The organism is Aquitalea sp., assembly GCF_030150775.1.
Lineage (GTDB): Bacteria > Pseudomonadota > Gammaproteobacteria > Burkholderiales > Chromobacteriaceae > Aquitalea > Aquitalea denitrificans.
In genome coordinates, this window is the sequence record NZ_JASLFG010000008.1 from 38,896 (window position 1) to 63,575 (window position 24,680).

The 24,680-nt window shown below is 60.2% G+C and carries 20 protein-coding genes; 13 read left to right on the plus strand and 7 right to left on the minus strand.

What is annotated here, in order from left to right; all coding sequences use genetic code 11:
* Positions 1-10: 10 nt before the first annotated feature.
* The 3 genes from tldD to QVF59_RS03035 are packed head-to-tail and all read right to left on the minus strand — an operon-like array spanning position 11 to position 6,158.
* Positions 11-1,453, minus strand: coding sequence for a metalloprotease TldD (gene tldD / locus QVF59_RS03025; RefSeq protein WP_287877300.1), 1,443 nt, complete (start codon positions 1,451-1,453; stop codon positions 11-13).
* A 14-nt stretch (positions 1,454-1,467) separates the two neighbouring features.
* Positions 1,468-2,274, minus strand: coding sequence for a carbon-nitrogen hydrolase family protein (locus QVF59_RS03030; RefSeq protein ID WP_287877302.1), 807 nt, complete (start codon positions 2,272-2,274; stop codon positions 1,468-1,470).
* A complete protein-coding gene (locus tag QVF59_RS03035) occupies positions 2,271-6,158 on the minus strand; it encodes a YhdP family protein (RefSeq protein ID WP_287877304.1) in 3,888 nt (1,295 codons plus the stop codon). The genes QVF59_RS03030 and QVF59_RS03035 overlap by 4 nt, the downstream gene beginning before the upstream one ends.
* Positions 6,159-6,217: 59 nt before the next feature.
* Here QVF59_RS03035 and glnE point away from each other — a divergent pair, with 59 nt between their 5' ends.
* The 11 genes from glnE to QVF59_RS03090 all read left to right on the plus strand — a co-directional run bounded on the left by glnE (position 6,218) and on the right by QVF59_RS03090 (position 17,471).
* The gene (gene glnE / locus QVF59_RS03040) at positions 6,218-8,899 is read left to right on the plus strand and encodes a bifunctional [glutamate--ammonia ligase]-adenylyl-L-tyrosine phosphorylase/[glutamate--ammonia-ligase] adenylyltransferase (protein ID WP_287877305.1); all 2,682 of its coding nucleotides are present in this window, start codon (positions 6,218-6,220) and stop codon (positions 8,897-8,899) included.
* Positions 8,900-8,987: 88 nt separating this feature from the next.
* Positions 8,988-9,911, plus strand: a complete 924-nt coding sequence (locus QVF59_RS03045) for a branched-chain amino acid transaminase (protein WP_159880760.1) — start codon at positions 8,988-8,990, stop codon at positions 9,909-9,911.
* Between the two features lie 50 nt (positions 9,912-9,961).
* A complete protein-coding gene (locus QVF59_RS03050) occupies positions 9,962-10,162 on the plus strand; it encodes a zinc-finger domain-containing protein (RefSeq protein WP_287877306.1) in 201 nt (66 codons plus the stop codon).
* Positions 10,163-10,293: 131 nt separating this feature from the next.
* Complete coding sequence (gene waaF, locus QVF59_RS03055) at positions 10,294-11,346, plus strand: lipopolysaccharide heptosyltransferase II (RefSeq protein ID WP_287877307.1); 1,053 nt, start codon at positions 10,294-10,296, stop codon at positions 11,344-11,346.
* Positions 11,347-11,354: 8 nt separating this feature from the next.
* Complete coding sequence (locus QVF59_RS03060) at positions 11,355-11,945, plus strand: TetR/AcrR family transcriptional regulator (RefSeq protein ID WP_287877308.1); 591 nt, start codon at positions 11,355-11,357, stop codon at positions 11,943-11,945.
* 97 nt (positions 11,946-12,042) lie between these two features.
* Entirely contained in the window at positions 12,043-12,627 is a 585-nt protein-coding gene (locus QVF59_RS03065; RefSeq protein WP_287877309.1) for a hypothetical protein, read from the plus strand.
* A gap of 420 nt (positions 12,628-13,047) precedes the next feature.
* Positions 13,048-14,001 carry a thioredoxin-disulfide reductase gene (trxB, locus tag QVF59_RS03070; protein WP_159875909.1) on the plus strand — a complete coding sequence of 318 codons (954 nt, stop codon included), beginning with the start codon at positions 13,048-13,050 and terminating at the stop codon, positions 13,999-14,001.
* Positions 14,002-14,005: 4 nt separating this feature from the next.
* Positions 14,006-14,644 carry a Smr/MutS family protein gene (locus QVF59_RS03075; protein ID WP_287877311.1) on the plus strand — a complete coding sequence of 213 codons (639 nt, stop codon included), beginning with the start codon at positions 14,006-14,008 and terminating at the stop codon, positions 14,642-14,644.
* Between the two features lie 82 nt (positions 14,645-14,726).
* Positions 14,727-15,179, plus strand: a complete 453-nt coding sequence (locus tag QVF59_RS03080) for a peroxiredoxin (RefSeq protein WP_287877313.1) — start codon at positions 14,727-14,729, stop codon at positions 15,177-15,179.
* Between the two features lie 50 nt (positions 15,180-15,229).
* Complete coding sequence (locus QVF59_RS03085; RefSeq protein ID WP_159875903.1) at positions 15,230-16,633, plus strand: PhoH family protein; 1,404 nt, start codon at positions 15,230-15,232, stop codon at positions 16,631-16,633.
* A 4-nt stretch (positions 16,634-16,637) separates the two neighbouring features.
* Positions 16,638-17,471: an alpha/beta hydrolase gene (locus QVF59_RS03090; protein ID WP_287877315.1), complete on the plus strand. Its 834-nt coding sequence runs from the start codon at positions 16,638-16,640 to the stop codon at positions 17,469-17,471.
* Between the two features lie 66 nt (positions 17,472-17,537).
* Here the strand turns inward: QVF59_RS03090 and QVF59_RS03095 are convergent, their stop codons facing one another.
* The 4 genes from QVF59_RS03095 to QVF59_RS03110 are packed head-to-tail and all read right to left on the minus strand — an operon-like array spanning position 17,538 to position 22,294.
* Positions 17,538-18,089 carry a cob(I)yrinic acid a,c-diamide adenosyltransferase gene (locus tag QVF59_RS03095; protein ID WP_159875899.1) on the minus strand — a complete coding sequence of 184 codons (552 nt, stop codon included), beginning with the start codon at positions 18,087-18,089 and terminating at the stop codon, positions 17,538-17,540.
* Positions 18,089-20,317, minus strand: coding sequence for a hypothetical protein (locus tag QVF59_RS03100; protein ID WP_287877316.1), 2,229 nt, complete (start codon positions 20,315-20,317; stop codon positions 18,089-18,091). The genes QVF59_RS03095 and QVF59_RS03100 overlap by 1 nt, the downstream gene beginning before the upstream one ends.
* A gap of 2 nt (positions 20,318-20,319) precedes the next feature.
* Complete coding sequence (locus tag QVF59_RS03105) at positions 20,320-20,742, minus strand: DNA polymerase III subunit chi (protein ID WP_159875895.1); 423 nt, start codon at positions 20,740-20,742, stop codon at positions 20,320-20,322.
* A complete protein-coding gene (locus QVF59_RS03110; protein WP_159875893.1) occupies positions 20,729-22,294 on the minus strand; it encodes a leucyl aminopeptidase in 1,566 nt (521 codons plus the stop codon). Before QVF59_RS03110 ends, QVF59_RS03105 begins: the two co-directional genes overlap by 14 nt.
* A 203-nt stretch (positions 22,295-22,497) precedes the next feature.
* On the opposite strand from QVF59_RS03110, the gene lptF reads away from it, so the two are divergent.
* Both lptF and lptG read left to right on the plus strand, forming a co-directional pair.
* The gene (lptF, locus tag QVF59_RS03115) at positions 22,498-23,598 is read left to right on the plus strand and encodes an LPS export ABC transporter permease LptF (RefSeq protein WP_287877319.1); all 1,101 of its coding nucleotides are present in this window, start codon (positions 22,498-22,500) and stop codon (positions 23,596-23,598) included.
* 5 nt (positions 23,599-23,603) lie between these two features.
* Positions 23,604-24,680 (plus strand): LPS export ABC transporter permease LptG, encoded by a 1,077-nt coding sequence (gene lptG / locus QVF59_RS03120; RefSeq protein WP_287877321.1) that lies wholly within the window; start codon positions 23,604-23,606, stop codon positions 24,678-24,680.

Genomic DNA, 24,680 nt, shown 5'->3' on the forward strand with positions numbered 1-24,680 from the left:
AGCTACCCTGTCAGCCGCCGGTACCGCCAACGGTCAGTCCGCCATCAATGCGCAAGGTGGGCTGGCCCACCCCCACCGGCACGCTCTGACCTTCCTTGCCGCACACGCCCACGCCCTGATCCAGCGCCATGTCATTGCCTATCATCGACACATAACCCAGCACATCCGGGCCATTACCGATCAGCGTGGCCCCCTTGATAGGGTAAGTCAGCTTGCCATCTTCGATACGCCAGGCTTCCGAGGCAGAGAACACGAACTTGCCGCTGGTAATGTCCACCTGACCACCACCGAAGTTGGCGGCATACAGGCCGTCCTTTACCGAAGCGATGATTTCCTTGGGATCATGCTGGCCACCCAGCATATAGGTGTTGGTCATGCGCGGCATCGGGATGTGGGCATAGGATTCGCGCCGGCCATTGCCGGTGGGAGCCACCTGCATCAGGCGGGCGTTCATCGCATCCTGCATATAGCCCTTGAGGATGCCGTCTTCAATCAGCACGGTACGGTTGGTCTGATTGCCTTCGTCGTCGATGGCCAGCGAACCACGCAGACCATCCAGCGTGCCGTCATCCACCACGGTAACGCCGGCTGCGGCCACACGCTGGCCCAGCTTGCCGGAAAAGGCCGAAGTGCCCTTGCGGTTGAAATCGCCTTCCAGACCGTGGCCGATGGCCTCATGCAGCAGCACACCCGGCCAGCCGGAACCCAGCACCACCGTCATCTGGCCGGCTGGTGCCGGACGGGCTTCCAGATTGATCAGCGCCTGGTCCACCGCCTGACGTACATACAACTCCACCAGCGCATCGTCAAAGCGCGTCAGGTCAAAACGGCCACCACCACCACCGGAGCCCTGCTCGCGCCGGCCATTGTGCTCGGCAATCACATGCACCGACAGCCGTACCAGCGGACGCACATCGGCTGCGCGCACACCGTCATGACGTGCCACGTATACCACGTCATATTCCGAGGCCACACCAGCCATCACCTGGATCACGCGCGGGTCCATGGCGCGGGCCAGTTTTTCCACCTTTTCCAGCAGCGCTACCTTGGCAGCTGCTTCCAGACTGTGGCAGGGGTCGATGGCCGGGTACAGCGCCCGCGCACGTTGCGGGGACTGGCGACCAGCACTGCCATCCCCACCCACGAGGCCGATGGCACGCACGGCGTCGGCCGCACGGTTGATGGCGTCTGCACCGATGTCGTCGGAATAGGCAAAGGCGGTCTTGTCGCCGGAAACGGCACGGACACCCACCCCCTGATCGATGCTGAAGCTACCGGACTTGACGATGCCCTCTTCCAGACTCCAGCCCTCGCTGCGGGTGTACTGGAAGTAAAGGTCGGCATAATCGATGGCATGCTGACGCATGCGGGCAAAGGTTTTCTCGATCATGGTTTCATCCACGCCATAAGGCGCGAGCAACAACTGATCGGCAATACTGAAAGCGTCTTGCATGGTGAGTCTTTCTGTCAAAGCACACGGTGAGCCAGGGCCGGCAGGCCACTGCGCACCGAATGCAGCAATTCGGGGTCAATCTCTGCCAGTACAACACCGTCACCACTGGCATGTTGCGCCAGAATGCGCCCCCAGGGGTCGATGATCATGGACTGGCCATGGGTTTTGCGGCCGTTTTCGTGGGTACCACCTTGTCCGGAGGCAATCACGAAGCATTGGTTTTCAATGGCACGGGCGCGCATCAGTACTTCCCAGTGAGCTTCGCCGGTGGCTGCAGTAAAGGCCGCCGGCAGAATCATCACATCAAACGGTGCCAACTGGCGGAACAGCTCGGGAAAGCGCAGATCGTAGCAGATACCGCATGCCACTTCTGCCAGACCGATATCCACCTTCACCGGCGTACTGCCAGCCAGAATACTGTCGGACTCGCAATAGCGCTCGCCATTTCCGGTATAGCCAAACAGGTGGATCTTGTCGTAGCGGGCCTGTACGACGCCATCCGGGTCGAATACCAGCGTGGTGTTGAATACCTTGCCAGGCTCCGGGCTGCGCAACGGAATGGTGCCGGCGGCCAGCCAGATCTTGTTGTCACGCGCCATGGCCGCCAGTGCCGTCTGCAGCGGGCCACTGCCTGCAGCTTCGCAAATGGCCACCTTGTCGCCATCCTTCCTGCCCATCAGGCAGAAGTATTCGGGCAACACCACAAAGGCGGCACCGGCAGCCGCCGCCTGTGCCACCAGCGCCGCGGCACGGGCCAGGTTGGCAGCGACATCGGTACCGGACACCATCTGCACGGCGGCAGCGATAAATTTCTGTTTCATGGCGTGATGATCCGCTTGCTGTTTTTCAAAGGTTCCGCTGCCTGCTTGTCCACCTTGGGATTGGCAAACGAGCCGGTCAACACATATTCGACCGACAGAATCTTGCCGACCGGGTCCTGCAATACTTTCTGCGCCGCCAGTGCGGCAACGCCCACCACTGGATTGAGTAGCGCCGCCCCGGCAGCCAGTGCCACGCTCTCGGCCAGATGGGGCTGTACCTTGATGTGCACGTCCTGGGTTTCATTGGCCAGATTCACCTGGCCACGCAGATAGACATCCGCCGCCGGGCCTTTCATGTGCACATTATCAGAAACAAACACGCCCTTGCTGATACGGGCATCACCGGTGATGGAGTCAAAAGCGAAACCGTCGCTGAACACATCGGTGAAATCCAGCTTTACCCGGCGTGTCAGCGACTGCAGGCTCAACACGCCAAGCAGGCGTGCCACCCCCGGGTCCACCTTGGCAAAGCGACCATTTTTCAGGGCCAGCGTCATTTCGCCGGAAAGCTGGCTGGCGCTGACATCAAACAGCCCCCCCGGCCAGCTCATATTACCGGTGAGGGTGCCTTCACCCTTGCGGAAGGTATCCTGCAGGCCGACGCGTGCCAGCAGCTTGCCCACATCGCTGCTGTCCAGCTGATAGCGGGTCTGCACTTCCTTGCCACTATCACTGCGACGCACGCGGGCACTGCCCTGCAGGCTGCCTTCCGCTGCCACCAACCGCAGCGGATTGAGCACCCAGTCACGCCCTTCGCGGCGGGCACGCATTTCCAGCCTGCCAACCGATCTGTTCTGATAAACCAGGTCACCCACGCGAATATCCAGTGCCGGCCAGTCGCCTTTGTCGGCCATGGCGGTGTCGCCATCAGCTGAGCTGCCCTTTTCCGGCGGATTGAGCAAGGCATAGGCCAGATTGGCACGCACCAGCCCATTGCCCTCGGGCAGGTAATCGATGCTGCCGCTCAGTTCATGCGCCCGTACATCCAGCGACCAGCCATTGTGGATACGCCGATTACCCAGCGTGGCCGTCACCTTGTGCAGGCTGCCACCCCAGCTGTCCAGCTGCGGGGTTTCCAGCTCTATCTGCAAAGGCAGGTCGAACTGCAGCGATTTGCCGGCGGAGGCCGTATTGCCATGCAGTCCGGAAGGCCCGGCAATGGTATCCACCCAGCGTGGCAAATCCACCTTGGGCGCGGCCAGGCGCAGTACCAGGCCCTCGTCCGGCAGCTTGCCCTGCGGACGGCCGGAGGCAATCACCCCGCTTTTGAGATTGCCATGCTCATCCAGCAGCAGGCTGCCACTGGCCACCGTGCCCACATCCAGATCCAGCCTGAGCGGCTGCTGGGCAGTTTTGCCGGGCGTTAGCCGTAATGACAGCGGCAGCACATCAGCCGCCTGCTTGCCGGCCGGGGCCGGTGCCAAAATGCTGCTACCCTGCAGGCTGGAGCTGACCACCAGGTTTTCCAGCCCCTTCTGCACCACAAACTGCACCGCAAACGGCGAGTGGCCGCTGACATAGGGCGACAGCAAGGGCAGGTAGTGGTCCAGCGCCTGCTTGCTGTCGGCTTCGCCATGGATATCAAAATTCATGCGCCCGGCCGGGGTGCTGGCCGCCTTCAGCAGGAAGGAGCCGCCCAGGGCATTAAAGCTGACGCCATTGGTTTCGACACCATGCTCGGTAAAAGTCAGCGTACCGCGCGCATCATGCAAGGTGGGAATAGGCAGGGTGCGAAAGCCCAGCTGATTACCCGCCAGCAGGATGTCGCCCCTTACCCTGACCGGCTCCTTGCCTGACAGGGGAATGCCCAGCTTCAGGTTCAGCTCAGCATTACCCGACCCTTGCAGATTGCCGGTAAAACCATCCAGCCAGCCATCTACCGGGCTGCTGGTGGTGAATTTCAACATACTGGCCAGCGGGCCCCGGGCACGCCCCAGCACAGTCAGAACCGGCTGAGCAGCACCCAGATTGTCTATGCCCACCTGTACGGCAGACAGCGGCACACCCAAGGTACTGCCGGAACGTGCGGCAATCAGCATCTTTTCATTATGAAAACCCAAATCAGCCTGAATATTGTCTATGGTCGGCCAGCCTTTTTCGTACAGCAACTTGCCCTGCTCAACCTTGGCATCCACGCTGAACTGCCCTCCCTTGCCACCGGCAAAGGGAAAGTCTGCCAGATCTCCTTTCAGAATCATGCGCACATCGCTGGCCATACCGCCTTGCAGCGACTGCTTGAGCCAGCGCAGGGTGTCCTCACCCACCGCATGCGGCAGATAGGCTGGCACCCGGATGGCAGACACCTTGTCTACGCTGGCGGTGAAATCCACCACGCCCGGGCCCTTGTCGCCATGATGGTAATGCCCGCCAAAGCGGCCATTCAGATCGGCATTGGCAAAACTGACCTCATGAAACTCCACATCAGTCTGATTGCCCTGGTTTTTCCAGTCCACGCGGGCATTGAGCTGATCGAAGTTCAGCAACTGGGGGAAAACTGCCGGATAGTTTAGTGTTGCATGGTGACTGTCCAGTTGCAGGCTGCCACCCTGCTCGCCAAATCGTAGCGAGCCGCTGACCCCGCTGATACCCGGCACCGATGAAAATGCCTGCCAGGCAAGTTGATCAAACCGGGTCGCCACTGCGTACTGGCGTGGAGACTGCAACGGCCCCTTCCAACTGAGTGACAGGTTTTTCAACTGACCGCTGGGGGCAAAGCGCGAAAATAGCGAGTTACCATCTCCCCCCAGCGCCCGGATGAAGGGCGTCAGATGCGCCACATTGACATTATCCAGCGTCAGTTGGCCATGGCCCTGCTCGCCCGGCAGCCAGTCACCACGGATGCTGGAATTGTCGAACGCCAGGCCGCTGGCACTGGCCAGCGTCAGCTTGGAAGCATTAATGACATAAGCACCTCCGCCAGAGCGCTCCAGTTGCAGCTTGCCACTGATGACCGGCAAAACCAGGGTGCGGGCATCCCGCGGGGTGTAGGCTGCATTGCGGATGCTGACATCGGCATCCAGGCTGTTGATATGGCCATCGGAAAAATCCGCCTCCAGCGTGCCACTGCCTTCACCGCTACTTACCAGACCTATTTTCTCCATGTAGCGCGACAGCATGCCTGCCTGCGCGCCATTGAGCCGCACACGTGCATTACCAGCCCAATTCCGCCACTGACGAAAATCATTACCACGCCACGACAACTCCATGTCAAAACCCTTACCCAGGGTGGCAACCGGCCTGCCCGACAAGGTCAGGCGATGGCCAAGCAGCGTCTTGCCCAGAATCAGCTGGCCTTGCTGCAGATCCAGCCTGGGCAGCCCCAGCAGCTTGTCTTCCCAGCTGATATGCGCCTGGCTGATTTCAATGTGCTTCTGCCGCAGCAGCCAGTTGGCGGCAGGTTCGCTATCCGTGGCCTGTGGCTGGTCCGGGCTGGCTGTCAGGTCGAAACCATTAAGCAGGATATGTCCATCGGCATTGCGCATCAGCGCCACGCTCGGCCCCTGGATCACGATGCTGGAAAACAGCGGCTGCCAAGTCAGCAACGACCACCATGAGGGCAGCACCGTCACCTGCTGCAGCGTCAGCGCTTCTCCTGTAACCGGGTTGGCAATGCGCAGACCGCCCAGCCGCAACCTCGGAGCCACGCCCTGCCACTGACCGGACAAGGTGGCCACGCTCACCTGTCGGCCCGAGGCCTGGGACAGGCTTGCTTCCAGCTCGGGACGAAATTGCTCCAGCCGTGGCAGGAACCACCAGTTGAATACCGAAAAAGCGCTGCCCACCACAATGCCTGCCAGCAACAGCAACAGGCCGCCGACTCGCAGCATTTTGCGCAGCAGGCGAATGACGTGGATTCTGGCAAGCAGGTGCAGGGGCTTTTCCAAATGAGCTAAACCGATACAATGAGGTGTTATCAGGACCAACCAGCGAGTGCAGCGCCATTATGCCAGCAAACCCGGAGCATGCCATTGCCCACAGTCGTGCCTTTTCACTTTATCTGGACCGGCTGCTGACTGCCCGGCCCGAACAGCATGCCTTGCTGCTCAGCCGTCTGCACCAGCCACTGGATGCAGCAGAAATGGCCGGCTTCGCCGACTGGGACCTGCTGAACGAACCGGACAGCATGGCCTCAGCCCTGCGCCGGCTGCGTCAGGCGGTAATGGCACGGCTGATTACTCGCGATCACAACGGCCTGGCCAATCTCGATGAGGTCGTCAGCACCATCAGCCTGCTGGCCGAATTTGCCGTGCAGCAATCACTGGCCTGCGCCTGCCGCTCGCTGCCGCAATATGGCCAGCCCATCGGCGAGGACAGCGGCGAAGTGCAACAGCTCATCGTCATCGGCATGGGCAAGCTGGGCGGTGGCGAGCTGAATGTCTCCTCCGACATCGACCTGATCTTCATCTATCCCGAAGGCGGCGAAACCAGCGGCCCGCGCAAGATCAGCAATCACGAATACTTCAGCCAGGTGGGCAAACGCATCATTAGCCTGATCAATGACGTCACGCTGGATGGCCAGGTATTCCGTGTCGACATGCGCCTGCGCCCGTATGGCGACTCCGGCCCGCTGGTGATGAGCTTTTCCGCCCTGGAAAACTACCTGCTCACCCAGGGCCGCGAATGGGAACGCTACGCCTGGATCAAGGCCAAGGCGCTGACCGGCGATATCGCAGGCCTTTCCGACATGGTTCGCCCCTTCGTCTACCGCAAGTATCTGGATTACAACGCCTACGGTGCCATGCGCGAGCTGCATGCACAGATTCGCCGCGAAGTAGCACGGCGCGATATGGTCGACAATATCAAGCTGGGGCCAGGCGGCATTCGCGAAGTGGAATTCATCGCCCAGGTGTTCCAGCTGATTCGCGGTGGCCGCGACAAGAGCCTGCAACTGCGCAGTACGCGCGCCACGCTGGAGCGGCTGGCCGAACTGCGCCTGTTGGAACCCGCCGCCGTGGCCGAATTGCAGGAGGCCTATGCCTTCCTGCGCAATCTGGAACACCGCCTGCAATACCTGGACGATCAGCAAACCCAGACCCTGCCCTCCGGCGAAGAAAACCAAGCCCGCATCGCCGCCAGCATGGGTTTTGCCGGATGGCAGGATTTTCTCGATGCACTGAATGCCGAACGGCGCAAGGTAACACGCCACTTCGAGCAGGTGTTCATCCTGCCCACCGAAACTGCGCCTGACCACCCACTATCCTGCCTGTGGCGTGACATTTGCGAACAGGACCCGACCGAACAACTGGCCACCCTGGGCTTTGATGATGTGCCGGGCGTGGCCGGACAGCTGCGCGCACTGGCCCAGAGCCAGCGCTATCAGCAGATTCCGCTGACAGGCCGCAAGAAATTCGATGCACTGATTCCGCCGCTGATCGAGGTATCCACCCACTTCCCCAATCCGGCCGCCACCCTGTCGCGCATCATCGGCCTGATGGAAGCCATCAGCCGTCGCGCGTCCTACCTGGCGCTGCTGACCGAATACCCGCAAACCCTGCAACGCCTGGCTACCTTGTGCTCGGCCAGCGCCTGGGTGTCCACTTACCTGACCCGTCACCCCATCCTGCTGGATGAACTATTGGATGCCCGCGTGCTGTACGCCACCCCGGACTGGCCAGCCCTTACCGCCCAGCTGGAAGAACAGATGGCGCAGTGCGATGGCGACATCGAGGCCAAAATGGATACGCTGCGCCACTTCCAGCACGCCCAGGCCTTCCGCCTGGTGGCACAGGACATTGCCGGCATGTGGACGGTGGAGGCACTGTCCGACCAGCTTTCACTGCTGGCCGATACCGTGCTGGACGCCACGCTACGCCATGCCTGGCGTGACATTCCCAGCCGCCACACCGACACGCCACGCTTTGCCATCATCGGTTACGGCAAGCTGGGCGGCAAGGAGCTGGGCTATGCCTCCGATCTGGACATCATCTTTCTGTACGACGACGAGCACCCTGACGCCACCGAGCTGTACTCGCGGCTGGCACGCAAAATGTCCACCTGGCTGACCAGCGCCACCAGCGCCGGCGTGCTCTACGACATCGACTTGCGACTGCGCCCCAATGGTGCCAGCGGCCTGCTGGTCAGCTCGCTAGCAGCCTTTCGCAACTACCAGGAAAAACAAGCCTGGGTATGGGAACACCAGGCGCTGACCCGGGCACGTTATGTAGCCGGCGATGCCACCATCGGTGAAGGCTTCGAAGCCATCCGCCATGACGTGCTAACCCAGCCGCGCGAGCTGGCCAAGCTGCGCAGCGAGGTTCTGGCCATGCGCCAGCGCATGCTGGAAAGCCATCCGTCGCACGAGCACGACGTCAAGAATGCGCGCGGTGGCATCATCGACATCGAATTCATCGTGCAGTACCTGATCCTGGCCCACGCCGGCCAGCTCCCCGCCTTCACCCGCAACACCGGCAATATCGCCCTGCTGGCAGTTGCCGCCGAAGCCGGACTGATCAGCCCGGAACTGGCCGAACAGGGACGCGCCGCCTACCGCTACTACCGCAAGCTGCAACATGCAGCCAGACTGAACGAAAGCAGCAAGGTCGAAGTCAATGAAACGCTGCGCCAGCACTACCGGCAGGCACAGGCACTGTGGCAGCAGGTTTTCAGTACCGACAACCCGGCTTGAAACGGTTTTTCACTGACGACGGTTCACAAGACCACGGCTGACGGTATAATCGCCAGCTACGCAAAACACAATGACGGAGAGCTCCAAGATGTCGATGGCAGATCGTGACGGATTCATCTGGTATGACGGCAAACTGGTTGACTGGCGCGATGCCACCACCCACGTGCTGACCCACACCCTGCATTACGGCATGGGCGTGTTCGAAGGCGTGCGCGCCTACGAAACCCCCAAGGGCCCGGCCATTTTCCGCCTGCAGGACCACACCGACCGTCTGTTCCGCTCTGCCAAGATCCTGGGCATGGACCTGCCATTCAGCAAGGATGACATCAACCAGGCCCACCTGGACGTGGTGAAGGCCAACAAGCTGTCTTCCTGCTACTTCCGTCCGATGGCTTTCTACGGCTCCGGCAAGCTGGGCGTGGCACCGAAAAAGGACGACGTGCGCATCATCGTGGCCGCCTGGCCCTGGGGTGCCTACCTGGGTGAAGAAGGCCTGGAAAAGGGTATCCGCGTGAAGACTTCGTCCTTCACCCGCCACCACGTCAACATCACCATGTGCAAGGCCAAGGCCAACGGCAACTACATGAACTCCATCCTGGCCAACAACGAAGCCACAGCAGACGGCTACGACGAAGCCCTGCTGCTGGACGTGGACGGCTTCGTGGCTGAAGGCTCGGGCGAGAACATCTTCATCGTGCGCAAGGGCAAGCTATACACCCCGGACCTCACCTCCGCCCTGGAAGGCATCACCCGCGACACCGTGGTGCAGATCGCCCAGGAACAAGGGCTGGAAATCATTGAAAAACGCATTACCCGTGACGAAGTGTATAGCGCCGACGAAGCCTTCTTCACCGGCACCGCCGCCGAAGTCACCCCGATTCGCGAGCTGGACCGCCGTGCCATCGGTGAAGGCAGCCGCGGCCCGATCACTGCCGCCATCCAGCAGAAGTACTTCAATATCGTGAAGGGCCTGGATGCCGAGCACGAACACTGGCTGACCTACGTCAAGTAAACACACCCCTGCAGCAAGGGCCGGCGCCGCCGGCCTGACAAGGAAAGACAATGGCTGAACTGAAAGAAAACACCCGCCGCATCATCGAAGTCACCGCCAAGGACCTGCCCCTGCACTGCCCGATGCCGGACATGGTGGCATGGAATTCCCACCCGCGCGTATTCCTGCCGGTACACAAAACCGGCGAAGCACTGTGCCCCTACTGTGGCACCCAGTACAAGCTGATCGGCCCGGTCGGACATCACCACTGAGCCAGCGCCTGACTGACGGCATGCGAAAGGTGCGGGCTTCCGCACCTTTTTCGCTTGCCCGCTCACCAAATCAACGCCAGCTTGCCGCCAAACCTGGCACAGGCTGGCGCTGATTTGGAAGCGGAATCCTCATGAAGAAAAAAATACTGGTCATCGGCCCCTCATGGGTTGGCGACAGCGTCATGGCCCAGCCGCTATACCAGCGGCTGCACCAGCGCCACCCGGGTCTGGAACTGCATGTATTTGCCCCGGCCTGGACTCTCCCCCTGCTTGCACGCATGCCGGAAGTGGCCAAGGCACACCTCAATCCTTTCGGCCACGGCGCGTTGCGCCTGCGCGAACGCTGGGAAACCGCTCGCAAGCTCAAGGCCGAAGGCTTCGATCAGGCCATCGTACTGCCCAACTCCATTAAATCGGCCCTGATCCCGTTCTTTGCCGGCATTCCGCTGCGCACCGGCTTCATTGGCGAATCACGCTACTGGATCCTCAACGACACCCGCGAGCTGGACGAACAGGAACTGCCGATGATGGTGGAGCGCTTCTGCGCACTGGCGGAAACACGTGATACGCTGCTGCCGCGCCCCATCGCCCATCCGGCGCTGGTAACCAACCCGCAAAGCCAGCTGGAAACAGCCCGCCGCCTGCAACTGGACACCAGCCGTCCGGTTGTTGCCTTCTGTCCGGGTGCCGAATACGGCCCGGCCAAACGCTGGCCGGCGCGCCACTTTGCCGAACTGGCCAAACGCTTTGCCGCCGCAGGCTTTGCCGTCTGGCTGTTCGGCTCCGGCAAGGACAAGGACATCGGCGAAGACATCGCCCGCCTGGCAGATGGCACAGCCATCAATCTGTGCGGCAGCACCGGGCTGGAGGAAGCCATCGACCTGATGGGCCTGACCCGCCTGGCCGTGTGCAACGACTCCGGCCTGATGCACGTTGCCGCCGCCCTTGGCAAACCACTGGTTGCGCTGTACGGATCCTCCAGCCCGGACTTCACCCCGCCGCTGTCGGATCAGGCGGCGGTAGTCAGCCTCAATCTGGATTGCAGCCCCTGTTTCGAGCGCAACTGTCCGTACAAGCACACCAACTGCCTGGAACAACTGGGCCCGGACATGGCCTGGCAGGCTGCGCAGCGTTTTCTGCCCGAACTGGGCAATACCACCATTCAATTTACCCGCAGTACATAGGCTGAATCATGAGCATACAAGACAAGAACAATCAGCCAGAAGAAAATAGCCGCCGCATGGAGCTGGTGCGCGCTGCCGCCAAGCTGTTCCGCGACCAGGGCTATGAACGCACCACGGTACGGGATCTGGGCAATGCAGTAGGACTACAGTCCGGCAGCCTGTTCTACCATTTCCGTACCAAAGAGGAGATTCTGGTTGCGGTGATGGCCTTGGGCATTACCGCAACTACCGAACAGCTGGGCGAAGCCATTGCCCGGGCACGCCACCCGCGTGACAAGCTCTCGGCCCTGTTTCATGTACACCTGAGCTCACTGCTGGGAGACAACCAGGCCGCACTGGAAGTGATGCTGTATGAATGGCGCAGCGTTTCCGCCGCCGCTAAACCCGGCCTCATCGTACTGCGGGACCGCTATGAAGCGCTGTGGCAAGACGTGCTGGACGAAGCCGCCGCCGCCGGGCTGGTCAAACAGGATACCCGCCTGCTGCGCCGTACCTTGCTGGGCAGCCTGCATTGGTCGGTGCAGTGGTATAAATCCGACGGAGAACTGAGCGTGGACGAGCTGGCAGAGCGCATGCTGGCGCTGGTACTGTTGAAGTAAATCCACACCATGGTGCAACACTGACTGATTTATCAGCAAACCCAGCGTAAAATGTTCTAAAATCACAGGGTTAGCCTATTTGATCAGGAGTTGCGCCATGGACAGCATCTCTCGCCTGCAAAGCAGCAGTGCCAACACCACGGCCAGCCTGTTGCAGCAGAGCCGCAACAGCCGCGCAGCCAGCAGCAGCCAGACGACCAGCGAAACCAGCGCACCGTCCACCCGCAGCCAGGGCACCACAGAACAACTGCAAGCCAGTGGCCAGCAGGCTGCAACGGCCAACAGCCAGTCACGACAAAGCCAGAACCGGCAGCAAGTGGAACAGCAACTGGCAAGCCAGCTCTCCTCCAGTCAGGCAGTCAATATCAGCACCGAAAGCACCCGGACCGTCAATGCCAGCCGAGCAAGCAGCGAAACCGACTCCACCAGTAACAGCACCACAGCAGCCATCAGCAATCGCAACCGCGACAACACCAGCAACCGCAGCAATGCACGCGCCAGCGCAGACAGCAATGAAACCACGGCCAGCAGCCAGTCAGCCCCGGTTCGCAATCAGGCCCAAGTCACACTGGAAAGCCAAAAGAGCAGTGGCCAGATAGCTGTTGCGCAATACCAGAACAACCAGTCGCTATTGGAAAGCTCCACTCAAGCAAGCAGTCGCCGGGTTAGCGAACAGGCTTGACCCCCTGCTTGCCAAGAAAAAACCGGGCATCCACCACTACACACAGCCCAGAAACTGACAGCCGCAAAAAAAGCGGCTGTCGCCGCTTTGGAATCCGTCCAGCTCAATCAGGCCCTAACATCAACGCTCTGACCAAGATGAGCCGGATTTGATGCCGCCTGGCTGATTTGCGTACCGGCATCACTGGCACCTTGCACCAGAGACAAAACCGACTGGCCTTCTGCCTGCAGCGACTTTTTCAGGGCGAACACCTGAGTGGCCGATGAAACATTCTGTCCGCTTACTTGACTTATTCCGTCCATGCCCCCACCTCCCGACTCATTACATATCTTAACCAGTCCAGTTTAGACCGCATGCGCCATTCTGTCATGGCAAAGCTGCTAAAATGACTGTCCAACGACCTAAAACAGGAACAACACGATGAGCAACACCCGTCACAGCCCCCTCCTGATCCTTGGTTCCGGTCCTGCTGGCTACACCGCCGCCGTTTACGCAGCACGTGCCAACCTCAAACCGGTCCTGATTACCGGCCTGGCACAAGGTGGCCAACTGATGACCACCACCGAGGTAGACAACTGGCCTGCTGATGCCAGCGGCGTGATGGGCCCCGAGCTGATGCAGCGCTTCCAGCAGCATGCCGAGCGCTTCGGTACGGAAATGATCTTCGATCACATCCACACCACCCACATGAATGAAAAGCCGATCCGCCTAGTAGGCGACGCCGGCGAATACACCTGCGATGCGCTCATCATCGCCACCGGTGCATCCGCCAAATACCTGGGTCTGCCGTCTGAACAAAGTTTTGCCGGCAAGGGTGTGTCTGCCTGCGCCACTTGCGATGGTTTCTTCTACCGCAACCAGGATGTTGCCGTGGTTGGTGGCGGCAATACCGCCGTGGAAGAAGCGCTGTACCTGGCCAATATCGCCAGGCACGTTACCCTGATCCACCGTCGCGACAGCTTCCGTGCCGAAAAAATCATGATCGACAAGCTGATGTCGCGCGTGGCCGAAGGCAAGATCACCCTCAAGCTGAATGCCAAGCTGGATGAAGTGCTGGGCGATGACAGTGGCGTAACCGGTGCCCGTTTGAAATTCAACGATGGCAGCAGCGAAGACATCAAGCTGATGGGCGTGTTCATCGCCATCGGCCACCAGCCGAATACCGACATCTTCAAGGGCCAACTGGAAATGGATGCCACCGGCTACCTGATCACCCGTGGCGGCCGCGAAGGCAATGCCACCCTGACCAGTGTGGATGGCGTGTTTGCCGCCGGTGACGTGCAGGACCATATCTACCGCCAGGCTGTCACCAGTGCCGCCTCTGGCTGCCAGGCAGCCCTGGACGCCGAACGTTATCTGGACAGCCTGAAGTAATACCTTGAAGGCCTTCAAGGATACATTGAAGGAAATCCGCCGGCAGGCACGTCGTACTGATGTGCCTGCCGTGCGTCCGACTGTCCCCGTTCCGGCACCGCCACCCGAACCGGACTTCAAGCAGCTGTTCAGCGATGTCATCCCGCTGAAAAGCCCGCCGCGCCATATTCCCCAACACAAGAAACCCAGTCCCCATCCACGTCGTCGCCATGGCCAGCATGGCCTATCAGCACAAACCGAAATGGAAGTACTGCGGCACATGACCGGTCTGTTCGAACCCCAGGACAGCCAGAACCAGTACGCCCGTCCCGGAATGCCCGGCCAGACGCTCAAACGTTTGCGTAGTGGCCACTGGCCAGTTGCCTGTCAGCTGGACTTACACGGCATGGACCGTTATCAGGCCCAGGATGCACTGGCACTGTTCCTGCACCGTGCCCGGCAGCGCGGTCCCTGCCTGCGCATCATCCACGGCAAAGGGTTTGGCTCCAATGGCCAGCCGGTGCTGAAAAAGCTGGTACGTACCTGGTTGAGCCATCACCCGGAAGTACTGGCTTTCTGTCAGGCCAGCGAGGCGATGGGTGGTGAAGGCGCGCTGCTGGTGCTGATACGACGTGGTCATTATGAAGAATGTGGCTCAGAATAAGGATGACAATAGTAAGAAATTTCCGCTAAGCTCAAAGCAAGGCGGTTGCATTCCCACCAACCTCCACCGTCAGGAGTCTTGCATGTCAGGCACACCCTGCCCCGACTTCACCCTGCCCGGCACGACCGGCACCACCTTCTCTCTTTCTGCCGCGTCCAAGCCGCTGGTGATCTACTTCTACCCCAAGGACAACACCCCGGGCTGCACCAACGAAACCATGGATTTCCGCGACCTCCATACCCAGTTTGCCACAGCAGGCATCAGCATTGTCGGTATCTCGCGTGACAGCATCAAATCGCATGAAAACTTCAAGGCCAAGCTGGAATTGCCGTTTGAATTGCTATCCGATGCGGAGGAAACTGTTTGTACCCTGTTTGACGTCATCAAAATGAAAAACATGTACGGCAAACAGGTAAGAGGCATCGAGCGCAGCACCTTCGTGATCGATGCCAGCGGTGTGATCGTGCGCGAGTGGCGCAAAGTAAAAGTGCCCGGCCATGCCGCAGAAGTTCTTGCCTTTGTAAACACTCTCTAACGCAGCGCCCCGGTCTGTCGACCGGGCACTGCATCGCCAAGGGGTCCATCATGGTAAGCCGTAAAAAAAGCAAAACCACCAAGCTGTTCGTTCTGGACACCAATGTATTGCTGCACGACCCTACCAGTTTGTACCGCTTTGAAGAGCACGATGTTTTCATCCCCATCATCACCCTGGAAGAGCTGGACGCCCACAAGAGCGGCATGTCGGAAGTGGCGCGCAATGCCCGCCAGACCAGCCGTTTTCTGGACGATATCGTCAGCGGCTGCGAAAACAAGATCGAAGCCGGCATTACGCTGAAGAATGCCAGCCGCGAGGCTGCCACCGGCAAGCTCATCCTGCAGACCCAGGCCATTCACAGCGTACTGCCCCCTTCTTTGCCAGTGGGCAAGGCTGATAACCAGATCCTGGGTATCGTGATGGCACTAAAGGAGCTGCACCCAGAGCGCTCCGTCATCCTGGTGTCCAAAGACATCAATATGCGCATCAAGGCCCGCGCACTGGGCCTGGACGCAGAAGATTATTTCAACGACAAGGTACTGCAGGATTCCGACCTGCTGTACACCGGCACCCGCGAGATCGACGAAACCTTCTGGGAACGCAATGGCAAGGACATGAAGTCGTGGCAGGAACAAGGCCGCAGCTTCTATCAGGTAAAGGGACAGGACGTCCCCAATCTGCTGATCAACCAGATGCTGTGGCAGGAAGGGCCGCAGCCCCTGCAAGCGCGGGTGATCAATGTTGAGGGCAAGAATGCCGTCATCCAGACCCTGAAGGACTACAGCCATCACAAGAATAATGTGTGGGGCATTACCGCCCGCAACCGGGAACAGAACTTCGCACTAAACCTGCTGATGGACCCTGAGGTGGACTTCATCACCTTGCTGGGTCAGGCAGGCACCGGCAAAACCCTGCTCACCCTGGCCGCAGGTCTGGCCATGACGCTGGAACAAAAACTGTACTCGGAAATCATCATGACCCGCGTCACCGTACCGGTGGGTGAAGACATCGGCTTTTTGCCGGGGACGGAAGAGGAAAAGATGGCCCCCTGGATGGGCGCGCTGGAAGATAACCTGGATGTGCTGAACAAGAGCGACGACGATGGCGGCGACTGGGGCCGTGCCGCCACTCGCGATCTGGTGCGCTCGCGCATCAAGGTGAAGTCACTCAACTTCATGCGTGGCCGCACCTTCCTCAACAAGTATCTGATCATCGACGAGGCGCAAAACCTGACACCCAAGCAGATGAAGACACTGATCACTCGTGCAGGTCCGGGAACCAAGGTAGTCTGTCTGGGCAATATTTCGCAAATCGACACGCCCTACCTGACTGAAGGCAGTTCCGGCCTCACCTATGTGGTCGACCGCTTCAAGGGTTGGGAACATTCCGGCCATATCACCCTGCAACGCGGGGAACGCTCACGACTGGCAGACCATGCCGGAGAGGTACTCTGATTCAATGCAACCACGCCTCGAACTGATTCATGAGGCAGCAACAGGGACGGCGCGCAACGCGCCGCCCCTTTTGTTTGTCCACGGCGCATTCTGTGCCGCATGGTGCTGGCAGGAAACCTTCCTGCCATGGTTTGCCCGCCAGGGCTATGACTGCTGGGCGCTCAGCCTGGAAGGACATGGCGACAGCGACGGGCGGCAATATCTGGCAGCCATCAGCATCGACGACTATGTACGTAATCTGAGTGCAGCCGTAAAGCGCATCAAGCACACCCCCATCATGATTGGTCATTCGATGGGTGGCTTTGTGCTGCAGCAATACCTGATCCGTCATCGCCTGCCGGCAGCCGCCTTCCTGGCATCTGTCCCGCCAACCGGGCTGGCCTCCTCCAGCCTGCGCCTGCTGACCCAGGCACCGGGCCTGCTGCTTAATCTGAATCTGTATCAGCAGGGCAGCTACAACCCGGCCCAGGAAGAGCTGCGCGATCTGCTGCTCTCTGCCGATGCCCCGGACAGCACCACCGACTTGCTAGTGCGGCGTTGCCAGCTGGAAAGCCAACGTGCGGTCATGGACATGACCCTGGTCAACCCCTTGGGGATAGCGGCCATCCCGCCTTTGCCGGCCCTGGTGCTGGGCGCGGCCGAGGATATGCTGATCTCGCCGCAGGACGTAGTGGTTACTGCCGAGCGGCTGGATGTCAACGCGGAAATCCTACCCCACATGGGCCATATGATGATGCTGGACACGCACTGGGAACGCACGGCAGAGCGTTTGCTACAGTGGCTGGAGCATTTGCCGCCAGAAGTGCTGGTGCCTGTCGCCAGCCACGCTAAAGCCTGAATGCAGCCAAGGCGATAAGAAAAGCCGCTCCTTGGAGCGGCTTTGTTGACTCCAGCCAGGCTAGCATCATTCCCTGCGATGCGGCTGCCACAACACATCGGGCTGCCCCAGCGCCTTGTTCAGATGCCGTGCCAGAATGAACAGGGCGTCCGACAAGCGATTCAGATACTGCCGGGCGGCCTGGGAAACTTCCCCCTCATGCGCGGCCGCTACCAGCGCCCGCTCCGCCCGGCGACATACAGAACGGGCCTGATGCGCCAGCCCGGCCGGCCGAGAACCGCCCGGCAGAATAAACTCCTTGAGCATGGGCAAACCGGCATTCATCTGGCTTACCCACTGCTCTAGCGTCACCACGTGCTCTGGCTTAATCGCCGCATAACCAGGCACCGCCAACTCCGAACCCAGATCAAACAGGTCGTGCTGCACCGCCAGCAAGTGCCGGGAGACGTCCTCAGGCAAATCCTCAGCCAGCAGCACGCCAAGTACCGAGTTGAGTTCGTCCACCTCGCCCAGCGCGTGTACCCGCGTGCAATCCTTGGCCACCCGGCTGCCATCACCCAGGCCGGTCGTACCATCATCCCCGGTACGGGTGACGATGCGGGATAGACGGTGTCCCATCAGTCTTCTCCTCCAGAAGGACCATGCTGGCCCTGCTGCTCGCGCCCGAGGGCCAGAATGGCCTGCCGCAGGCTTTCCTTGAGGGTTTCGCCAAACAGCATGTCGTAGTCTTCCTTCAGCTGCTGCATCACCCCGGACAGCATGTTCTTGGCCTGCAGTTCCAGAGCATCCTGCAACCACAGCGACAGTTCCACCTTCATGCGTGGCAGCAGCTTTTCATACATGGCTTCCACCAGCGCACGCTCGTCCACCACCGCCACGGTTTCGTCCTTGTGACTGGCCGGATTCATCAGCGCCGCCGCTGCCGACGCCGTGGTAACCGCAGCAACGCTAAGCACCTCCACTGCCTTGCCGCTATCGGGCAGTGCAGGTTGAGAACCTGTCTGCGGCATGGCGGCAGCAAAGCTGGCACCGGTCAGTGTCTTCAGTGCGGCAGGGTGGACTGCCTGCGGATTGTCGACAGCCGGTGGCTCCGCCGTGGTGACAGCTGACTCCGGCTCGATGTCGGTCAGTACCGGCAGGTCTGGCACAGCGGCGGGCGCACCATCTGGCACTGCAGGCGACGGTGACGGCAAGGCATGCTCGGCGACAAGCGGCGTGATCTCTGGCTCACGCTCACTGGCAAACGGCGACTCTGCAAACAATGCCGCTACCGGCGTTGTCACCGGCAGGGAAGCAAACGGTGCCGCTTCGCTGGCGCTGGCAATCATCTCTTCTGCATCATCTGCAGGAATGAAGTGTGCTTCCTCATCCAGCACTGGCAAATCCTGCGGCAGCGCATGTGGATGGCTCGCCACAGGCGGGGTGATTTCCGTTTCCTCCGGCAGGCTTAGCTCGGTTTCATTGGCACGATCAACATCGCCCAGGCCCGGCCAGCTCTCTTCCATTTCAACCGACAGTGTGTCATCCGTCGTCTGCACTGGCAGCTCTGCTGCCGGCAGCGTCGCCACCTTGTCGTATTCACCCGCCCATTCATCCTGCAGCAAGGGTGAGGCAGCCAGAACGTCCGCCTCATCCTGCTCTGCCGATACCGCAGCCTCAGGCAGCATGGCTTCGCCCAGTCCCGGCCAGTCCTGCTCCATCAGTCCAGCGGGCTGCATGCTGGGCAAGGTCGCCATGGCTTCCAGCAACTCGGCTTCGCTCAGGGAGGTGAATGACTTTGCCTCCGGTGCCACAGGGGCAACCAGGGGTGGCAGCAATGCATCCTGCTCAGCAACAGTCTGCTCTGCCAGTGTCTGTTCGGCTGCGCGCAAGACTTCATCAAGCGAGCCCGGCGTGGCTGCAACCAGCGCCTGTGCCCGTGCCAGCAACTCGCTGGCCGAAGGCGTTTCCTCCTCCAGCCGTCCGATACCGCCTCCCAGCACTCCGGCCGGCAGGCTATCCAGGGAAATGGACAGGCCGCCAGGCAAGGCCGGCGGAATATCCGCCGGTAAAGACGGCTGCGCTTCGTCAGAACCCGCAGCAGCAGCTTCCTTGATTTCTTCACCCAGGATGGGTTGATGATGCACGCCTTCGGCCTGCGGTACAGATTCCGCGACAACCGCTGGTTCGGCCATGCTGTCCCAGTCAATGTCCAGTTCATCGGACAGATCAGGAATCTGCAGCTCTTCCACCACCGGAACTGCCGCAGACGCTGCCACTGGCTCCGCTACCGCGACAGCCGGCATGGCAAGTGTTTCTGCAGCCGGCAGCGGGAGGGGCTGCAACTCTGGCTCAATGGCTGGTGCTGGTGCTGGTGCTGGTGCTGGTGCTGGTGCTGGTGCTGGTGCTGGTGCTGGTGCTGGTGCTGGTTCATCCAGCATGAATTCAAAACCATCCACTGCCAACAAGGGCGCTTCCGGTCTTGCCATTGCTTGCGACTCCGGCGTAGCGGCTACTGCACGCCCCTGATCACCATGCAGTACCTGTGCAAGATCAAGCTCACCTGCGGGCTCGGTCAGATCCAGCGAAGGCAGGCTGGCCAGATCCAGTGCCGCAGCCCCTGCCGTCGACGGAGCAACATCCAGATCTTCCAGTGTCAGTTCTGGTATTTCCAGTTCCGCCACTCCCTCTGCCGGCATGGGCAAACCGCCCTTTACGGCCTCCATCTCACTGGAAAAATCAAAATCCGGGACGTCCAGCACTTCCTCTGCCAATACAGGAATGGCGGATTCATCCACCACTTCGTCCAGCACTGGCAGGTCCAGCTCGTCCCAAGAGGGCAGATCAGGCGTTGGCGACTGGTTCATGGTCACTTGTGGCTCATGTCATGATGTTGGATGGCGTAACCCAGAGCGCGATAAGCCTTGAAGCGGTGGCGGGCGGTATCCAGCGCGGCCTCATCGGTTCCGACAATCTCCAGAATACGGGAAAACTGCGCCGGCGCGGGCGGTAATTCCGGTCCCAGATTCAACAACACCGGGTGCTGCAAGTCTGCCGGCAGTGTGGCGGTAAGCCAGATCGGAGTTTCCGCCGCCTCGGCAGCATCCAGCCGGCAGTGGGCAATGAACTGGATGTCACTGATGCACCACAGCCGGTTGCTGAAGGTATCGAGCGCCCGCTCGTCCTCCAGCCACACCAGCAGGCGCTCCTGTTTGCGAAATACCGTTGCGGCCAGCTTGCAGGCAAACTCCTGCGGCTGAGCCACATTGGTATAAAAATCAATCCGCGTCATCTTCTACAACTTCTGGCGATTCGCGACGCGGACGGCCACGGCGCACGACATTGCCCAGGGCGATGTCGGCGCGGTCTTGCAGGAATTGCACCAGCAGCGGCACTGGGCGACCGGTTGCGCCCTTGTCCTTGCCGCTCTTCCATGCGGTACCGGCGATGTCCAGATGCGCCCAGTCGTAAGCCTTGGCAAAGCGCGACAGGAAGCAGGCGGCAGTAATGCTGCCACCCGGACGGCCACCAATATTGGCCATGTCGGCAAACGGGCTCTTGAGCTGTTCCTGGTACTCATCCCACAGCGGCATGTGCCAGGCACGGTCGGCCACTTCCTCGCCTGCGGCCAGCAGCTCGCGCGCCAGGCTGTCCTGGTTGCTGTACAGGCCGGTGGCAACATGGCCCAGGGCGATGATGCAGGCACCGGTCAGGGTGGCGACATCAATCACGGTTTCCGGATTGAAGCGCTCGGCAAAGGTCAGCGCATCGCACAGGATCAGGCGGCCTTCGGCATCGGTATTGAGCACTTCGATGGTTTGGCCGGACAGGCTGGTGATGATGTCACCGGGCTTGACAGCATTGCCGGCCGGCATGTTTTCGCAGGCCGGTACAATGGTGACCAGATTGATCGGCAACTTCATTTCCACGGCAGCGCGGAAGGCACCCAGTACCGAGGCTGCGCCGCACATATCGTATTTCATCTCGTCCATGCCTTCACCGGGCTTGAGCGAGATACCGCCGGAATCAAAGGTGATGCCCTTGCCCACCAGTGCCAGCGGGCGGTCGTTCTTGTCCTTGGCACCCTGGTAGTGCAGCACGATCAGCCTGGGTTCCACCACGCTGCCACGGGCGACCGACAGGAAGGAGTTGAGCCCAAGCTCTTCCAGCTGGCTCTGGCCGTAGATTTCCACACCTGTGCCGAATTCGGTGGCAATGCGCTCCGCTTCTTCGGCCAGGTAAGCAGGCGTGCAGACATTGGGCGGCAGGTTGCCCAGATCCTTGGCCAGCTTCATGCCGTTACCAATGGCCAAGCCGCGCAGCAGGCCTTTCTCACCATCGGCCAGATCGCTGCGGCGCGGCACGGCCAGGGTAAGCTTGCGCGGCTCACGCACGCTGTCATCCTGCTTGCTCTTGAAGCGGTCGAAGCGGTAGAGCACGTCCAGCGTCACCACGGTGGCCTGCTCGATCATCCATTCGACATCGTGTTTCTTCACGGTCAGCTCGGTCAGGTAGCTGACGGCTTCAGTCGCGGATGTCTGGGTCAGGCTGCGCACCGAGCTGCGCACGGCCTCGCGGTACTCCTTGGCGCGGAAGTCGCGCTCCTTGCCCAGACCGACCAGCATCACCCGGTCGCACAGGGTATGCGGCACAGAGTGCAGCAACAGCGTGCTGCCCAGCTTGCCTTCCATGTCGCCACGACGAATCACGTCGCTGATAAAGCCGTTGGAGATGCGATCAAGCAAATCGGCGGCAAAGGTTAGCTTGCGCGATTCATAGACACCTACTATCACGCAGGCAACGCGCTGTTTTTCCGGGCTGCCGCTTTTTATGTTAAATTCCATCTTGTACTCCCGTGTAATGCGAGTGTCAGTTATTCCACTTCCTTGCAGGCTGCCAGCAGTGCCTGGCGTGCCGGAAAGCCCTGCCTGTAGCAGGCGAAGACAGAAGCTGCGTCCATCCCGAAATTTGCCGGAAACGGCGTTTCAGAGTTATCAAATCAAATTATCACTACGCAAGTCATAAAAAGTCAAAAAGGCACTGATAAATGGTTTTTCGTAAAAGCCTGACCCGAGAATTGACTTTTACCGCCCTGGGCGTTTTTGTCGTCCTGCTGGCCATCATTCTCTCTACCCAGGCCATCAACCTGCTAGGCCGTGCGGCCGAAGGCCAGATTGCAAACGAAGCGGTTACCGCACTGATCGGTTTCTGGGCGCTGGGCCTGTTTCCCCTGCTGATGATTCTTACCGTATTCGTCACCGTACTGGTGGTGATGACCCGCATCTGGCGTGATCACGAAATGGCGGTATGGTTGTCATCCGGCCTGTCGCTGCGCGACTGGATATGGCCGGTAATGCGTTTTACCATTCCACTGGCCCTGCTGGTGGGCATTGTGTCGCTGTTCATTGCCCCCTGGGCGGAAGAGCGCAGCCAGGTGTATGCCGAAATCCTCAAGCGGCGCGAGGAAATCAGCGCCATCGCTCCCGGCGTATTCAAGGAAACCGGCTCGGGCAGCAAGGTTTATTTCATCGAAAGTTATGGCGGTCAGCATGGTGCCGCCACGCGCATATTCATGCAGGACGTAAGCGAAGGCAAGGTTTCCAGCATCTTCGCCCAACGCGGCTACATCACGGTGAATGCTGACAACGAACGCGTGCTGGTATTGGAGGATGGCCGCCGCTATGTGGGTGAGCCAGGCCAGTCGAATTACGAAGTGGGCAGTTTCAAGCGCTACAGCGTGCTGATCGGAACCAACCAGAAGCTGGCGGCTGCGCCCAACAATCGCCAGGCGCAAAGCACCAGCACGCTGATAGGCAGTAGCGACCCGGCCTTCCGCTCGGAGCTGGTATGGCGGCTGTCCATGCCGCTGAGCTGCCTGGTGCTGGCGCTGCTTGCAATCCCACTGTCGTACTACAACCCGCGCAGCGGCCACGCCTACAACCTGGTAGTAGCCTTGCTGGGCTTCTTCCTGTATCAGAACAGCCTGACCCTGGTACGCAACTGGATCACCCAGGGCAAGGTGGGCATGGCCAGCATTCTGGTGGTACATGTCATTGTGCTGATCATTGCCGTTCTGCTACTGAAATATCGTGATCGCCCAGCGAGTTCCGTGAGCCAGACCCTGAAATACTTCCTGCACAAGCACTGAATCCGATGAAACTGATTTATCGCTACATCATCAGCGCGCTGACCCAGTCCACGCTGTTTACCCTGGCAGCCTTGCTGGGCCTGTATGGTTTCTTCGATATCATTCATGAAGTGCCAGATCTGAACCACGGCAATTACAGCATCACCAAGATGCTGGGCTACATCGCACTGCAGGCGCCGGGCCATGCCTACGAACTGATGCCGCTGGCCGTGCTGATTGGCGGCATGGTGGCAATGACCCAGCTGGCCAGCTCCAGCGAATACACGGTGATACGCACCTGTGGCATCACCCTGGGGCAGATTGCCCGCACGCTGCTGCTGTTCGGACTGGGCTTTGCCATTCTCACCACGGCGCTGGGCGAGTTCATCAGCCCCTATGCCCTGCAGCAGGCCGAGCGCATGAAGCTGTCGGCCATGCGCTCCATGGTGGCGCAGGAGTTCCGCTCCGGTATCTGGGTGAAGGACAACAACAACTTCATCAATGTGCATGAAATGTTGCCTGACACCACCTTGCTGGGCGTGCGCATCTACACCTATGACGACAACTACCAGCTGATGACCACCCGCTATGCCGAACGCGGCAACTACCAGCGCGCTGCCCACGTATGGCAATTGCACAATGTGGTAGAAACCCGTCTGTTCCCGGACCATGTGGAAAGCAAGTCGGTGCCGCTGGCGCAGTGGACCTCGATTGTGGAGCCGGACATCCTGAATGTGCTGCTGGTGGTGCCGGAACAGATGTCGGCGATGAACCTGATCAAGTACATCGAACACCTGAGTGCCAACAAGCAGCAGACGCAGCGTTACGATATTGCGCTGTGGAGCAAGCTGTTCTACCCACTGGCCTGCGTATCCATGGCGCTGGTGGCACTGGCGTTCACCCCGCAGCAGCGCCGTCACGGCCAGTTGGGCGTGCGCTTGTTTTCCGGTATTTGCCTGGGGGTGGGCTTTCACTTCATCAACCGCCTGTTCGGCCACCTGGGCTTGCTGTACAGCTGGAATCCGATCATTTCCGCTACGGTACCGACATTGATGTTCCTGTTTGCCGGCATCGCCATCATCCTGAAACAGGAAAGACGCTGA